A 13,562-nucleotide genomic window follows, 5' to 3' on the forward strand; every position below is an offset into this window, starting at 1 on the left:
GAGTGTCCGTCCGCCGAGTGGAAGACATCACGGAGGCGTTGTGGGGGAGCAAGGTATCACCGGCAACCATCAGTGAGCTGAACAAGAGAGCATATGTCCATTGCCCCCATACCCGTATTGACGGGCAGAGGAATCAGTCGTAAACTGGAAAGGAAGGGAGCAGAAAAGTATGGAAGAGAAAAAGAGAAAAAAGGGAACACCACCACGGTACGATGAGGACTTCAACGCAGGCGCGGTGCGCATGGTGACAGAGCAGGGGCGGCAGCCCAAAGAAGCAGCCAAAGAATTGGGGATCTGCATCGACACACTGCGCAACTGGCTGAAGGCTTCAGGGATTCAGATGGGACAGGCAAGCCGTCTCAACCGGGAGCAGCAGCGCATCCGGCGCAACCAAGCTTTCAGACGGCAGCTGGTGGAATTACACGAAAAATACCCCACCATGGGGCTGGACAGCTTGTACCACCTTCTGAAGCCGGAATTTGGCTGCTCCCGCAAGCGGGTACACCGGCAAATGCGACTGATCGGCATCTCTTCGGCCAGGCGTCGGGCCTACAAGTCTACCACAAAGTCCAATCACGACCACCCCATTGCACCCAATCTATTGATGCGTAACTTTGCCTTCCCGCGTCCCGACCAGGCTTGGGTGGGTGATATCACGTACATTCCCACCGGGGAAGGCTGGCTTTACCTAGCCATCGTGAAAGATCTATGTACCAGAAAAATCGTGGGCTACGCATTCTCAGATCGGATTGACACTCAGCTCACGCTGGCCGCCCTGGACATGGCTTACCGCCGCCGCAAGCCGCCAAAAGGTCTGATCTTTCATAGTGACCGGGGCGTGCAGTATGCCTCCAAGGCCTACCGGGAACGCTTGGAAACCTATGGCATCCGCCAGAGCATGTCCCGCAGAGGGGACCCCTATGACAACGCCGCTGCTGAGAGTTTCTTCAGCTGCCTCAAGTGTGAGCTGATCCACCTAAGGCACTATCCGACCAGAGCTGCGGCGCAGTGCGATGTGTTCGCCTATTTGGAAACGTTCTATAATACTTTCCGCCCGCACTCTGCCCTGGGTTGGATTTCCCCCTCTCGTTTCGAGGATAAGCTGTGCAGCTCAGCTGCTTAACCGCTGTTGCGAATACTCTACGAATCATTCCGTTTTTTCCTCGGTTTTTGTGTCCGTTTTATTGGGAAGAGCTCAAAATATCGTGTCCTTGTTCTGGGGTACATTTTAATGCACATCCCCCGGCAAGGCCGGGGGATGCTTGCTGTCTATTCAACAAAGATTACTCATACATAGGATACTTGGAAGTGATGGCCGCCACACCAGCGCGGATCTCGTCCTGCTTGGTATCAAATTCTGTGGCAGTCTGCCAAATCAGCTTGCCCAAAGCCTCCATATCCTCCTCCCGCAGGCCACGGCTGGTGGCGGCGGGGACACCCACGCGAATTCCGCTGGTGACGAAGGGAGACTGGGGGTCGTCGGGGATGGTGTTCTTGTTGACGGTGATGTTCACCTGATCCAGGCGCTTTTCCATCTCCTTGCCGGTGATGTTGGCCGGGCGCAGGTCTACCAGCATCAGATGGTTGTCAGTACCACCGGACACCAGCTGGAACCCAGCATCCATCAGGCTCTGGGCCAAGGCAGAAGCATTCTTGATTACCTGCTCCTGGTAAGTCTTGAACTCCGGCTTCAGCGCTTCTCCGAAGGCCACGGCCTTGGCAGTGATGATGTGCATCAGAGGACCACCCTGGGAGCCGGGGAAGATGGCCTTGTCAATCTGCTTTGCCAAATCCTCGGTGCAGAGAATCACGCCGCCTCTGGGACCCCGGAGCGTCTTATGGGTGGTAGTGGTGACCACGTGTGCATAGGGCACAGGTGAGGGATGCAGGCCCGCAGCCACCAAGCCAGCAATATGGGCCATATCCACGAAGAGGTAAGCCCCCACCTCGTCGGCAATCTCCCGGAATGCCTTAAAGTCAATGATGCGGGGATAAGCGGAGGCACCGGCCACAATCATCTTGGGCTTGTTCTTCTTAGCCAGGTCCCGAACCTGGTCGTAGTCGATGCGGTGGGTCTTGGGGTCCACACCGTAGGGGACGATGTTATAGTTGAGGCCAGAGTAGTTCACGGGGCTGCCATGGGTCAGGTGTCCACCGTTGTCCAGGTTCATGCCCATCACAGTGTCGCCGATCTTGCACAGGGCCTGATACACTGCGAAGTTGGCGGAAGCACCGCTGTGGGGCTGGACGTTGGCATGGTCCGCACCGAAGAGCTTCTTGGCCCGCTCCCGGGCCAACTCCTCCACCACGTCCACACACTCGCAGCCGCCATAGTAGCGCTTGCCGGGATAGCCCTCGGCATACTTGTTGGTCAGGACGGTGGAAGCCGCCGCCAGGACTGCTTCGCTGACGAAGTTCTCCGAGGCGATGAGCTCAATATTCCGCCGCTGGCGGTCGTACTCCGCCTTGACGGCGTTGCCCACCTCGGGGTCCTGCTGGATTAGGAAATCAATGACATTTTTGACCACGATATTCTCTCCTTTTGTTTGGTTGCCGCCTCCCCACCGGAGCAGTGAAAGCGGGGCGTTCCTTGTTTTTCCTGGATATATTATACTCTAAATCTCTGAAAAATCAAATGACGAATTTCCAGGTTTATGGTATAATCGTGTTGTAAACACAGCAAATTTGCTGAATCTATCCAGAAGGAAGCTATCCTATGAAAACATCGGAAGAGATCTGTGCCATCATTGAAGAATTGAAAGCCCTCTATCCCCTGGGGATCTGCTCCCTGGAGTACGAAAAGGATTACGAGCTGCTCTTTGCTACCCGCCTCTCTGCCCAATGCACCGACGAGCGGGTCAATCAGGTCACCCCTGCCCTTTTCGCCGCGTTCCCCACCTTAGAGGCCCTAGCCCAGGCGGAGCCAACCGACGTGGAACCCTACATCCACTCCTGCGGCTTTTTCCGGGCCAAAGCCAAGGACATCGTTCTGGCCTCCCGGATGCTGATTGCAGAGTATGGCGGGAAGGTCCCCGCCACCATGGAAGAACTGCTGCGCCTGCCTGGCGTGGGCCGTAAAACAGCCAATCTGATCCTGGGGGATGTACACAACACGCCCGGTGTGGTGGTGGCGGACACCCACTGCATCCGCATCACGGGCCTCTTGGGGCTCACTGACGGCACCAAGGATCCAGGCAAAACGGAGAAGCAACTGCGCGCCTGCCTGCCTCCTGAGGAGTCCAACGACTTCTGCCACCGGATGGTGCTCCACGGCCGTGCCGTCTGCCGGGCCCGTCGCCCAGATTGCCCCAGCTGTACCCTGCGGCCTTGGTGCGACCACTTCTCCACCAGTGGAGAAGATTGATTGCAACGTCCTAAAACCCTAAATGCGCCGGCAAGAGAAGCTCTCTTCCGGCGCATTCCTTTTATTCTTGTTCCTGATTTTTATACCGTTCATAGATAATCCGCAGGCCATCCAAAATGAGCTGGCTGTCTACTACGTCGATGAGGTCCGTATTATCGGCAATGAGCCTTGCCAGCCCCCCAGTGGCCACCACCTTAATGTCCGGCCCGTAGCCCATCTCCTCTTTGGTCTGGCGGATGAGATACTCAATGGCCCCGATATAGCCCACCACAGAGCCCGCCTGAATCTGGCTGACTGTGTTCTGTCCCAAAACGGTGCCTGGGTGGTCCAGCTCGATCCTGGGAAGCATGGCTGCCCGCTGGAATAGAGCGTCGGTGGAGACCCGCAGCCCCGCCAGGATACATCCCCCCAGGTAAGTCCCCTGGTGATTCACAGCATCCACAGTGGTGGCGGTGCCGAAGTCCAGCACCACCAAGGGTTTGCCATACTTGGCAATGGCCGCCACACAGGCCACGGCCCGGTCAGAGCCCAAGCGTTCATCCCCCTCATAGTGGATATCCGAGGAAACGTCCTCATCTACGATGATAGGCCGCTTGCCAAAATATTTCGCAATGGCGTTGGTCAGGGTGTACATCACCTGGGGTACCACAGAGGCAACGATGATGTCACAGACCTGGTCCATGTCCAGGTCGAAGCGCCGGAAATATTCGCATACCGTCAACCCGATCTCGTCAGAGGTCTTGTTGGCATCCGTCATCAGCCGGAAGCTGCCCAGCAGCTTGTCCCCTTCCAAAAGTCCAAACACCATGTTGGTGTTTCCCACGTCAATCGCCAGCAGCACAGCCGTTTCCTCCCCGTCCCCAAATCAATTCCGGCTTTTAGGCAAGCCGAAAGCCTGTTTATCATAGCATATTCCAAGGGGTTTTTCCAGCCCAATTTTTTCGACGGATTCTCCCCCTGGCTTATCTCTTTTTGATGGGATGGCGGATCACCGTCTTCCACTTCTCTGGTGCGGCCCTTCGGGGGTCAGAGAGGTAAATCTCATGGTGCCGGCGCGTCTCAGACAAATCGTTCTCATACCCTTGCTCTGCCAGGTATGCATCCATCTGGGCCACCGTCTCTGGCTCGCTGTCGTAGGGCCCCAGGTGCATGATCTGGACGCACAGGCCTTCTTCCACTGTCAAAAACTCTGCGGAAGAGCAGTCCAGCTTCTTCTTTCGTTCCGCTTCTGACACAGCCCATGCGAAATTCTCACGGGTCACAAAATCCGGCAAACGGATCATGGCAATCCATTGGAAGCCAGACTTGTCGGCATAGTCCACCCCCGTTTTGCCCTCCTGCCACCAAAAGCCCTCCAGGGGCGGGACCACATATTCAAAAAAGCCCTCAATTTGGTAACCGCTCTTTTTACTCATTTTCAAGGTATACGCCACCCCATAGAGCACGCCTACCGCCTGCTTGTAGGCACCGTCCTCCTGGTTGGGATCGCCGCTGCCCCTCACCGCAATGTAGTTCATGGGTGGCACCTCTACAATTTCCGGCCTGCGTTTGGGCAGGTAAAATTCCTTATATTCCTTTTTAAAGTCAAATGGCATGGAAGCCCCTCCTTTTTATGCCTGGATTTTTCCATCCATTACAAATCCAGGGTAGTTTCTCTTGTCACACAGCGGCGGCGGCACACATATACTGTGGTAACCCAAATAGGAGGAAAGCGACTATGCGCCAACCATCTACCCCCCATGATGCGGCCAAAGAGGCCCAAAAGCTCATCAACAGCAACGCGTCCCTTCGCCAGGCGTTGAACAGTCCAGATGCCCAGCAGATCTTAAAGGTCTTGCAGTCCAAGGACGCCAACCGGCTCCAGGCCGCGGCCCAATCTGCGCTCAAGGGTGACCCCAGTGCCCTCAGTGGGATCCTGGCGGAGCTGTCCCAAAATGCTGACGCAGGAAAGGCCATGGACCGGCTGAACCATATCATGAACAGACAGTAAGTTTCCACAACTTTGGGGGAAAGGAGGGAACGTTCCCATGGCCGACTTTGAAGAAGCATTGAACAGCCTATTGGCTGATCCCGACGCCATGGGCCAGATCATGGCCCTGGCGGGTAAGCTTGGGGGCGATCTCGCCCCCTCTCCCCCTTCTGAAGGTTCGGAGGAAGCAACAGAGCCCGAAGTCCTCCCCCCTCTGATGAACATGGAATTGCTGGGCCATCTGGGCACACTGTTGGAGCTGTTCCAGTCCAGTGGGCAGAGCAAGCAGGAGGCGATTGCCCTACTCACTGCACTGCGGCCCTTCCTGCGGAGCGCACAGCAGCGCAAGCTAGACCGGGCCATCCGTCTGGCTGGGATGTCCACCGCCGCCCGGCAGGCCTACCTGCTTTGGAAGGAGGGGGAACTCCATGTATAACGCCTACATCCCCGGTTGCGAACCCTATGAAAAGATCCCGGAGGAAACAACCCCGGGATCAGAACAAGTCCAAAAGCCACCCCCTAAGGAAACGGGCGTGCTGGGGGGCTTGAGCGGTTTGTTGCAAAAGCTGGGGTTGGGCAAGCTGGAATCCGGGGACCTGCTGCTTCTGCTGATCCTCTTTCTTTTGCTGCGGGAGGGAGACAAGTTCGACTCCGTTCTCCTCTTGGCCCTGGCCGCCATCTTCCTATTGCCCGACGGCAGCGCTGGTGTGGAGGACGGTCCCATCGGGTAACGCAAAGCGCACGCCCTCTTCCAATGGCTGAAGGCTTGTCTGCACCATCTCGTAGGCCAAGGCCCCCCCCTCCCAGGTCTCTGCCCGGTAGAGCAAGCCTGTGGCCGTTTCGATCCAATAGCAGTCCAACGTATCCAGCCCCGCCGGACAGACCTGTACATAAATACAATCTATATTGTCCTTGGTTTCATACCCCGCCGCAGTAATCTCCGTGGGGTCCAACTGCAAGACATCTTCGTAGGTGGGCAAGCGCTGGGCAAGGTCACCGCCGCCCTCTGGCGCGGCCATCTCCTTCCAGTTGTTGTCCCCTGCATACCAGATGCAGAGCTTCCCATTCCCCACCAGCCGGTGCTCCACACTGCCGTTGGTGGGGCGTAGCTCTGTCTTGACATAGCTGCCATCTGCCCAAATCTCCACAGCGCAGGTGGTACTGCCACTCTGGTTGCCAGAATGCCAATAATAGTTGATCTGGGTCTCCCGGTGGTAAGCCTCTGGGCGTGAGAGAGTCCCGATCACGCTCTGTACCGTCTCTGGAGTGACCTCCACCGGAAGAAATTCCGTCTCCCCTGCGGCATCCTGGTTGATATCTGGCAGGGTCACTTTCGGGGTTCCCCCCAGGGCAGGCAAGCCAAAGCTCACAAAGACTGCGGCAAACACCGTAAGGGCGATGGCGGTAATCAGAACCGTTTGATATTTCTTTTCCATCTACACCCTCCCACCGTGCTCTGCCCATGCAATACTTTAGACTTTACACTGAAAATTCCTCTGGTTTTTCCTCCCGCAGTCCAGCAGACCACAAGATTGCGTCTACAATCCGGCGGCAGGCATGGCCATCCCCGTAGGGGTTCACTGCCTGGGCCATTTGCTTGTACGCCTCTTGGTCAGTGAGCAAACGGGCTGCGTGTTGATAAACCGCTGCCTCCTCAGTCCCGGCCAGTAAAACGGTCCCGGCATCCACAGCCTCCGGGCGCTCTGTCTCCCGGCGCAGGACCAGCACAGGACGGCCCAAAGCGGGGGCCTCCTCCTGGAGCCCGCCGGAATCCGTCATCACAAAACTGGCCCGGGCCATTAAATTGTGCATCTCGTCTGGGGTAAGGGGATCAATAAGGTGGATGCGCTCGTGTCCTCCCAGATAGGTCTGGGCCGCCTGGCTCACCACCGGGGACAAATGCACCGGATAGACCAGTTCCACCTGGGGAAAGTCCTCCGCCACCCGGCGCAAGGCCTGCATGATGTTGGTCATGGGTTGGCCATAGTTTTCCCTGCGGTGGCAGGTCACCAGGATGATCTGTTTCCCCTTGTAATCCAGGGTATTCAATAGCTCTGTGCGGAAACGATATGTTTCCTGGACGGTGGTTTTCAGGGCGTCGATGACAGTATTCCCTGTGACGAACACTCCGTCTCGGATTCCCTCTACCGCCAGATTTTTCCGGTTGGAGACTGTGGGACAAAAGTGGAACTTTGCCAAGTCCCCCACCAGGGTACGGTTCATCTCCTCCGGAAAGGGCGAGTAGCGGTCCCAGGTACGCAGGCCAGCCTCCACATGACCCACAGGGATTTTTTGATAAAAGGCCGCCAAGGCTCCGGAAAAGGTGGTAGAGGTATCCCCATGGACCAGCACCAAATCCGGTTTCTCTTGGGAAAACACCGTCTCTAACCCCAACAGGCATTTGCTGGTAATGGTGTACAAGCTCTGGCGGGCTTCCATAATGTTCAGGTCGTGGTCTGGTGTGATGGAAAACAGGTGCAGCACATCGTCCAGCATCTCCCGGTGTTGGGCAGTGATGCAGCAGCGGCTCTCAATCTCCGTCCTGCTCTCCAGCTCCTTCACCAGGGGCGCCATCTTCACTGCCTCCGGGCGTGTCCCGAAGATCGTCATGACTTTCAACTGCCTGCACCTCCTTTTCTTCCTCTTTTTCTGCATGGCCGATGGATATTTTGGCAGCAATAGCCCCGGCAAAGCACAGGGCACACAGCAACGCCATGGCCTTTAAGGCCCCGCTGGTGGTGAGTACCACAGCAGATAAGCCTAGGATCGCACTGATGATATATAGAATCGCCACCGCTTGCTTTTGATTAAAGCCCACATCAATGAGCCGGTGGTGGACGTGGCTTCTATCCGGGGACATGGGGTTCTGCCCCTTGGCCACCCGGCGCAGGATGGCAAAACAGGTGTCAAACAACGGCAGGCCCAGCATGAGGAAGGGCACCGCAAAGGACACGATAGTGTAAAACTTAAACAGGCCTTGAATGGAAGCCGTAGCCAGGATAAAACCCAAGAAAGTCGAGCCCGTATCCCCCATGAATATCTTGGCGGGGTTTAAGTTATAGGGCATGAACCCAATGCATCCCCCAGCCAGTGCCGCCATCATCAGGGCCACCAGGCCGTCACTGACCAGCATCGCTATCACCAGCATGGTCAGGGAACTGATGGTAGCCACCCCCACCGCCAAGCCGTCCAGCCCATCAATGAGATTGACGGCGTTGGTGATGGCCACGATCCAAATCACTGTCACCGGGATGGCCCAAATTCCAAGGGTCCAATAGGGGTTGCTGCTAAAAATATTGGGGTTGGAAAGCACCTGGATCACGTTCCCATGAAGCACCGCCACCAGCGCCGCGAAGATCTGCACCAACAGCTTGGGCAGCGCCGGGAGGGCATAGATATCATCCAGCATCCCCAAGATCACGATGATGATACCCCCCAGCAGCATCCCCCGCAGGGATTGGGACATGGGCACAAACAGTAAGGTACTGAGAAGGAATCCAAAGAAGATGGCCAAGCCGCCCATCCGGGGGATGGGATGGTCGTGCATCCTGCGGCCATCTTTGGGGACATCCACAGCCCCCATCTTTTGGGCCAGGGCTTTTACAACAGGCGTGGCGATAAAAGAGATCAGCAGCGCAACCCCAAGGGCCGCTGCGATCCGCGTAATCACCGGCAGTTCGATTAACATGATTGAAACTCCTTTGCGCTATGCTCTCTCCCGGAGTCATCGGGAGACAAAACCCACCTTCTTGTGGACCTTACGGAGTGTCCGGGCCGCCATGGCTGCCGCCTTCTCCGCACCCTGACGGTAGAGGCTTTCCAGATAAGCCTTATCCTTGAGCAGTCGCTCCGTCTCCTCCCGGATGGGGCGCAGGGCCTCTACCACAGCCTCGCCCACAGCGGGCTTGAAAGCGCCATAGCCTTGGCCGGAGAAGCTCTCCTCCACCTTTTCCGGGCTCTCCCCTGTCACCGCAGCGTAAATCTCAATGAGGTTGGAAACGCCAGGCTTTTCCGGGGAACGGTAGACGCCGCCCTCGCTGTCGGTCACGGCCCGTTTGAACTTACGCATGATATCTTCCGGCTTGTCCATCACCAAGATGTAAGAGTTCTCATTCTCACTGGACTTGCTCATCTTCTTTTCCGGTTCACTCAAAGACATGACCCGGGCCCCCACCGGCGGGATGTAGGCCTCTGGCATAGCGAACACATCCCCATACACACCGTTGAAACGCTGGGCGATGTTCCGGGCCAGTTCCACATGCTGGCGCTGGTCCTCCCCCACCGGCACAAGATTCGCCTGATAGAGCAGGATATCCGCCGCCATCAGGACGGGATAGGTAAAGAGCCCCCCATTGATATTGTCCGCATGGGTGGCAGATTTATCCTTAAATTGGGTCATCCGGCTCAATTCCCCGAACATGGTATAACAGTTCAGCACCCAGGCGAGCTCCGCATGCTGGGTCACATGGGACTGGATGAAGATGGTGCTCTTCTCCGGGTCCAGGCCGCAGGCAATGAGCTGGGCATAGAGCTCCAAGGTCTGCCGCCGCAGCTCAGCGGGGTTTTGCCGCACGGTGATGGAGTGCTCATCCACCACGCTATAGATCGCATTGTAGGCATCTTGAAACGTGGGCCAGTTGCGCAGCGCCCCTAAGTAGTTGCCCAAGGTGATTTTTCCGCTGGGCTGAATTCCACTGAAAATGGTCTTTTTGTTCTGTTCCATAAAACCCTCCAGGCGCAGGGCCCTGCGCCGATAACCATGTAAGTATAAAAGTTCAGGCAAACATTGTATTTCTCGTATTTTACCACAAGTTACACCTCTATGCAATGATTATAGCCAATCGCCGGGAAAAGAAAAGCTGTCCCCTAAAATCTGTTGAATTTTTCATCAATATATGTTAATCTTACTCTATTAAAATTGGTGAAAGTAGGGATTTCCATGAATTTCTCCCTCATATCCCAGTGGAATCACAACGAAAAGAGGACCGCCTTGGCAACCCTATGTGCATCCATCGGCTTTTCGTTGTTGTTCCACGGCTTTTTATTTATGAACGAGATGTTTTCTCACGATTCTCTCAACATTGAGATGGTTTTTAGCCGTGAGCTTCTCAGTTACTATGCCGAACGAGGCCGCTTTGCTATCCCGCTGTATGATATCATCAAAGGAGGCGTATGCGTTCCCTGGGTGGTGGGCGTACTCTACATTTTCTGGATGTGCTTGACCTCCCTGCTCCTAGTTCGCCTGTTCCGGGTCCGCACGATCTCTGGCGCGGTGCTCATCAGTGCGCTTCAATGTGCAAACCTGTCTCTCACGTTAACCGGCGCCAGTTATATCTATTGCATGGACACCTACGCTTTCGCCCTGTTTACCGCTGTACTGGCAGCGTATCTCTTCGACCGGGGCGGGAAGCAGGCCTTGCTTGGCCTAATCCCCTTGGTGGTTTCCCTGTCTATCTACCAGTCCTATTTCACCGTAGCGGTAGCCCTGTGTTTTCTGTCCGTATTCCAGCGCCTTTTGGAGAAGGAACCTGTCCCCACTGTGATCCGCTGGGGGCTAATCCAGATAGCCTTGCTGGCGGCAGCCTTTGTTTTATACTATATCATTTGGCATATCTTCTGCATCGCCTTTCAGGTGACAATGGCACGCCTGGAAGAGTCCGTCCTTGGCCAGGGACTGGGCATGTTGTTCCAAATGGTTTGGGACGCAAACCGCGACTATTTCCATGATCTATTTTTTAGTAACTATATCCTATCTACCCTGATGGTTGTCGTCCACGCTGCGGTCCTGCTCCTGCTGGCTTGGCGGTTGATTGGACTGCTGCGGGATCCTACTTGCTCTATTGGTGGGAAAGTTTTAATGGTGGTAATGGTCCTGCTCCTTCCCACTGTTTTTCAACTGGACCGTATCCTCTTCCCCTCAGGTTCCACACGGCTGACAGGCTACGGCTTTGAACTGCTGTATGTCCTTCTGGTGGTTTTCCGGGAGCCCCGCTTCCACTTGCCCTGGGGAACGGTACTGCGCAGTGCGGCGGCCCTCTCCCTTTGCCTGGTTCTGTGGCAGCATTTTGTCTTTGCCAACCAGGCATATCTAAAAAAGGACTTGGAGAAAAGTGCCACCATCGCCTTGGCCTCCCGCGTGATCGACCGCATTGAGCGCACAGAAGGTTATATACCCGGCGAAACCTCTGTTACCTTTGTCGGGATGCTCTGTGACAACAGCTATCTCAACCACGGTTCTGCCCTCTTCCCAGAGCTGCAAAATTCTACAGGCCTATGGAAAAATTACGCCGCCACCTATAGCCTGAGCCATTATCTGACCCAATACCTCAACTACCCCTTGTTGCTGACAGACTCCGACCGATTTGAGGACATGCCAGAGGTACAGGCCATGCCCAACTTCCCCAACGAGGGCGCTATCCAGATGATTGACAATGTTGTAGTGGTCAAACTGGCAGACCCCTCCAATGGATTCCCTTCGTAACGCACTTCCGCGCTGTTGGCTTTTGCCCGCAGCGCGGAAACTTTTCTCCCCCCTTCCCCATGAATCAGGGATAAGCCTTGACATTTCCAGCTGTAAATTTTAGAATGTGTAGGAAAGAAAACGACAAGTTGAAATGGAGGGCATTCCCTATGGATATGACCTGGTTTGACGAAATGGAGGCACGCATCCCCACCGGGACCGTCCGCACCCGCTTCGCACCTTCGCCCACCGGCTACATGCATGTGGGCAATCTACGCACCGCACTCTACACCTGGCTCATCGCCCGGAAAAACAAGGGCGTCTTTATCTTCCGCCTGGAAGATACCGACCAATCCCGTCAAGTGGAGGGCGCAACAGAGCTCATCTACCGCACCATGAACGAGTGTGGCCTCACCCACGATGAGGGCCCCGATGTAGGCGGCCCTGTGGGCCCTTACATCCAAACTGAGCGCCGGGGCTTTTATGGCAAGTATGCACAGCTTCTGGTGGAAAAAGGCCATGCCTACCACTGTTTTTGTGAGAAAACGGAGGAGGACGGCGACGCTTTCCAGCGGACAGAGGACCCCTGCCGTTCCCTGACTCCCCAGGAGGTAACGGCCAAGCTTTCCGCTGGTATGCCCTATGTCATCCGTCAAAAAATCCCCCTGGAGGGAAACACCAGCTTCCAGGACGTGTGCTTCGGCGAGATCACCGTGGAGAACAGCACCCTGGACGACCAAGTCCTGCTGAAGCGGGACGGCTTGCCCACCTATAACTTCGCCAACGTGGTGGACGACCATCTCATGGGCATCACCCACGTGGTCCGTGGCAGCGAATACCTGGCCTCCTCCCCGAAGTACAACCTGTTGTATGAGGCCTTCGGCTGGGAGATCCCCACCTATATCCACTGTTCCCCTGTGATGCGGGACGCCCAGAATAAAATGTCCAAGCGCCACGGCGACCCCTCCTACGAGGACTTGCGCAGCCAGGGCTATCTCACCGACGCAATCCTCAACTATGTGGCCCTCTTGGGCTGGTCCCCCCGGGGAGAGCTGGCAGAACAGGAGTTTTTCTCCCTGGATGAACTGGTAGCCGCCTTTGATATCACCGGCATTTCCAAGTCCCCCGCCATCTTCGACTTGGAAAAGTTGAAGTATTTCAACAGCAGCTATATCAAGAACCTCTCCCCCGAAGCATTCCTGGCTGTGGCGGAGCCCTATCTCAAGGAAGGCATCCACACCCCCAGCATTGACCTTTCCCTGGTGGCCCCTCTGCTTCAGACCCGCCTGGATACCCTGACAGAAATCCCCCCCATGGTGGACTTCTTCGACACCCTCCCAGACTACTCCAACGAGCTTTACACCCACAAAAAGATGAAGACCAATCCGGAGAACTCCTTGGAAGCCTTGGAGTTGACCCTCCCCGTCCTAGAAGCCCTGGACAACTGGACCTTTGACCACATCCACGATACCCTCATCAAACTGGCTGAGGACAACGGCCTGAAAAACGGGCGGATTATGTGGCCTGTCCGGGTGGCAGTCTCCGGCAAGCCCACCACCCCTGGCGGGGCCGTGGAACTGTGCCACATCTTAGGCAAAGAGGAAACCCTTCGCCGCATCCAAGTTGCCATCCAGCAGTTGGCCCCCAACACTTAATAAAATGGCAAACATCCCGGCCAGAGCATGGCCGGGATGTTTTGTACACAAAAGAGCCGGTCGGTTGATCCGACCGGCTCCTTGGCTGTCATTCGACAGTGAAGAACAGAATGG

The 13,562-nt window shown here is 55.9% G+C and carries 14 protein-coding genes and 1 pseudogene; 8 read left to right on the forward strand and 7 right to left on the reverse strand.

The window, feature by feature from the left end:
- Both ACTOZL_RS03290 and ACTOZL_RS03295 read left to right on the forward strand, forming a co-directional pair.
- Positions 1 to 116: pseudogene (locus tag ACTOZL_RS03290) on the forward strand (transposase); the annotation flags it as partial.
- A 53-nt stretch (positions 117 to 169) separates the two neighbouring features.
- Complete coding sequence (locus tag ACTOZL_RS03295; RefSeq protein ID WP_482476659.1) at positions 170 to 1,123, forward strand: IS3 family transposase; 954 nt, start codon at positions 170 to 172, stop codon at positions 1,121 to 1,123.
- Positions 1,124 to 1,283: 160 nt separating this feature from the next.
- Here the strand turns inward: ACTOZL_RS03295 and glyA are convergent, their stop codons facing one another.
- The gene (gene glyA / locus ACTOZL_RS03300) at positions 1,284 to 2,528 is read right to left on the reverse strand and encodes a serine hydroxymethyltransferase (RefSeq protein ID WP_482476660.1); all 1,245 of its coding nucleotides are present in this window, start codon (positions 2,526 to 2,528) and stop codon (positions 1,284 to 1,286) included.
- 188 nt (positions 2,529 to 2,716) lie between these two features.
- On the opposite strand from glyA, the gene ACTOZL_RS03305 reads away from it, so the two are divergent.
- Positions 2,717 to 3,364: an endonuclease III domain-containing protein gene (locus ACTOZL_RS03305; RefSeq protein WP_482476661.1), complete on the forward strand. Its 648-nt coding sequence runs from the start codon at positions 2,717 to 2,719 to the stop codon at positions 3,362 to 3,364.
- Positions 3,365 to 3,425: 61 nt separating this feature from the next.
- On the opposite strand, the gene ACTOZL_RS03310 is transcribed toward ACTOZL_RS03305, so the two are convergent.
- Positions 3,426 to 4,205, reverse strand: a complete 780-nt coding sequence (locus ACTOZL_RS03310; RefSeq protein ID WP_482476662.1) for a type III pantothenate kinase — start codon at positions 4,203 to 4,205, stop codon at positions 3,426 to 3,428.
- A gap of 121 nt (positions 4,206 to 4,326) precedes the next feature.
- Positions 4,327 to 4,959, reverse strand: a complete 633-nt coding sequence (locus ACTOZL_RS03315; RefSeq protein WP_482476663.1) for a GyrI-like domain-containing protein — start codon at positions 4,957 to 4,959, stop codon at positions 4,327 to 4,329.
- Positions 4,960 to 5,081: 122 nt separating this feature from the next.
- Here ACTOZL_RS03315 and ACTOZL_RS03320 point away from each other — a divergent pair, with 122 nt between their 5' ends.
- The 3 genes from ACTOZL_RS03320 to ACTOZL_RS03330 are packed head-to-tail and all read left to right on the forward strand — an operon-like array spanning position 5,082 to position 6,064.
- The gene (locus ACTOZL_RS03320) at positions 5,082 to 5,354 is read left to right on the forward strand and encodes a hypothetical protein (protein ID WP_482476664.1); all 273 of its coding nucleotides are present in this window, start codon (positions 5,082 to 5,084) and stop codon (positions 5,352 to 5,354) included.
- 37 nt (positions 5,355 to 5,391) lie between these two features.
- Complete coding sequence (locus tag ACTOZL_RS03325; RefSeq protein WP_482476665.1) at positions 5,392 to 5,769, forward strand: hypothetical protein; 378 nt, start codon at positions 5,392 to 5,394, stop codon at positions 5,767 to 5,769.
- Positions 5,762 to 6,064, forward strand: a complete 303-nt coding sequence (locus ACTOZL_RS03330) for a hypothetical protein (RefSeq protein WP_482476666.1) — start codon at positions 5,762 to 5,764, stop codon at positions 6,062 to 6,064. Before ACTOZL_RS03325 ends, ACTOZL_RS03330 begins: the two co-directional genes overlap by 8 nt.
- On the opposite strand, the gene ACTOZL_RS03335 is transcribed toward ACTOZL_RS03330, so the two are convergent.
- From ACTOZL_RS03335 to trpS, 4 genes are read right to left on the reverse strand one after another with little or no spacing between them, the layout of a single operon-like run.
- Positions 6,017 to 6,769 carry a hypothetical protein gene (locus tag ACTOZL_RS03335; RefSeq protein ID WP_482476667.1) on the reverse strand — a complete coding sequence of 251 codons (753 nt, stop codon included), beginning with the start codon at positions 6,767 to 6,769 and terminating at the stop codon, positions 6,017 to 6,019. The two genes, ACTOZL_RS03330 and ACTOZL_RS03335, sit on opposite strands and share 48 nt — an antisense overlap.
- 43 nt (positions 6,770 to 6,812) lie before the next feature.
- Positions 6,813 to 7,943, reverse strand: coding sequence for a non-hydrolyzing UDP-N-acetylglucosamine 2-epimerase (wecB, locus tag ACTOZL_RS03340; RefSeq protein ID WP_482476706.1), 1,131 nt, complete (start codon positions 7,941 to 7,943; stop codon positions 6,813 to 6,815).
- Entirely contained in the window at positions 7,864 to 9,021 is a 1,158-nt protein-coding gene (locus ACTOZL_RS03345; protein WP_482476668.1) for an MraY family glycosyltransferase, read from the reverse strand. The genes wecB and ACTOZL_RS03345 overlap by 80 nt, the downstream gene beginning before the upstream one ends.
- 36 nt (positions 9,022 to 9,057) lie before the next feature.
- Positions 9,058 to 10,056 carry a tryptophan--tRNA ligase gene (trpS, locus tag ACTOZL_RS03350; RefSeq protein ID WP_482476669.1) on the reverse strand — a complete coding sequence of 333 codons (999 nt, stop codon included), beginning with the start codon at positions 10,054 to 10,056 and terminating at the stop codon, positions 9,058 to 9,060.
- A gap of 267 nt (positions 10,057 to 10,323) precedes the next feature.
- On the opposite strand from trpS, the gene ACTOZL_RS03355 reads away from it, so the two are divergent.
- The gene (locus tag ACTOZL_RS03355; protein ID WP_482476670.1) at positions 10,324 to 11,814 is read left to right on the forward strand and encodes a glucosyltransferase domain-containing protein; all 1,491 of its coding nucleotides are present in this window, start codon (positions 10,324 to 10,326) and stop codon (positions 11,812 to 11,814) included.
- A 149-nt stretch (positions 11,815 to 11,963) separates the two neighbouring features.
- Complete coding sequence (gene gltX, locus ACTOZL_RS03360; protein WP_482476671.1) at positions 11,964 to 13,448, forward strand: glutamate--tRNA ligase; 1,485 nt, start codon at positions 11,964 to 11,966, stop codon at positions 13,446 to 13,448.
- Positions 13,449 to 13,562 lie beyond the last annotated feature (114 nt).

The sequence above is a fragment of the Evtepia sp. genome (assembly GCF_056797215.1).

What these genes read in the sequence shown, in the direction of transcription:
- ACTOZL_RS03295 (WP_482476659.1), top strand. Translation starts at nt 170, where the DNA reads ATGGAAGAGAAAAAGAGAAAAAAGGGAACACCACCACGGTACGATGAG.
- ACTOZL_RS03305 (WP_482476661.1), top strand. Translation starts at nt 2,717, where the DNA reads ATGAAAACATCGGAAGAGATCTGTGCCATCATTGAAGAATTGAAAGCC.
- ACTOZL_RS03315 (WP_482476663.1), bottom strand. Translation starts at nt 4,959, where the DNA reads ATGCCATTTGACTTTAAAAAGGAATATAAGGAATTTTACCTGCCCAAA.
- ACTOZL_RS03320 (WP_482476664.1), top strand. Translation starts at nt 5,082, where the DNA reads ATGCGCCAACCATCTACCCCCCATGATGCGGCCAAAGAGGCCCAAAAG.
- ACTOZL_RS03325 (WP_482476665.1), top strand. Translation starts at nt 5,392, where the DNA reads ATGGCCGACTTTGAAGAAGCATTGAACAGCCTATTGGCTGATCCCGAC.
- ACTOZL_RS03330 (WP_482476666.1), top strand. Translation starts at nt 5,762, where the DNA reads ATGTATAACGCCTACATCCCCGGTTGCGAACCCTATGAAAAGATCCCG.
- ACTOZL_RS03335 (WP_482476667.1), bottom strand. Translation starts at nt 6,769, where the DNA reads ATGGAAAAGAAATATCAAACGGTTCTGATTACCGCCATCGCCCTTACG.
- wecB (WP_482476706.1), bottom strand. Translation starts at nt 7,943, where the DNA reads ATGACGATCTTCGGGACACGCCCGGAGGCAGTGAAGATGGCGCCCCTG.
- ACTOZL_RS03345 (WP_482476668.1), bottom strand. Translation starts at nt 9,021, where the DNA reads ATGTTAATCGAACTGCCGGTGATTACGCGGATCGCAGCGGCCCTTGGG.
- trpS (WP_482476669.1), bottom strand. Translation starts at nt 10,056, where the DNA reads ATGGAACAGAACAAAAAGACCATTTTCAGTGGAATTCAGCCCAGCGGA.
- gltX (WP_482476671.1), top strand. Translation starts at nt 11,964, where the DNA reads ATGGATATGACCTGGTTTGACGAAATGGAGGCACGCATCCCCACCGGG.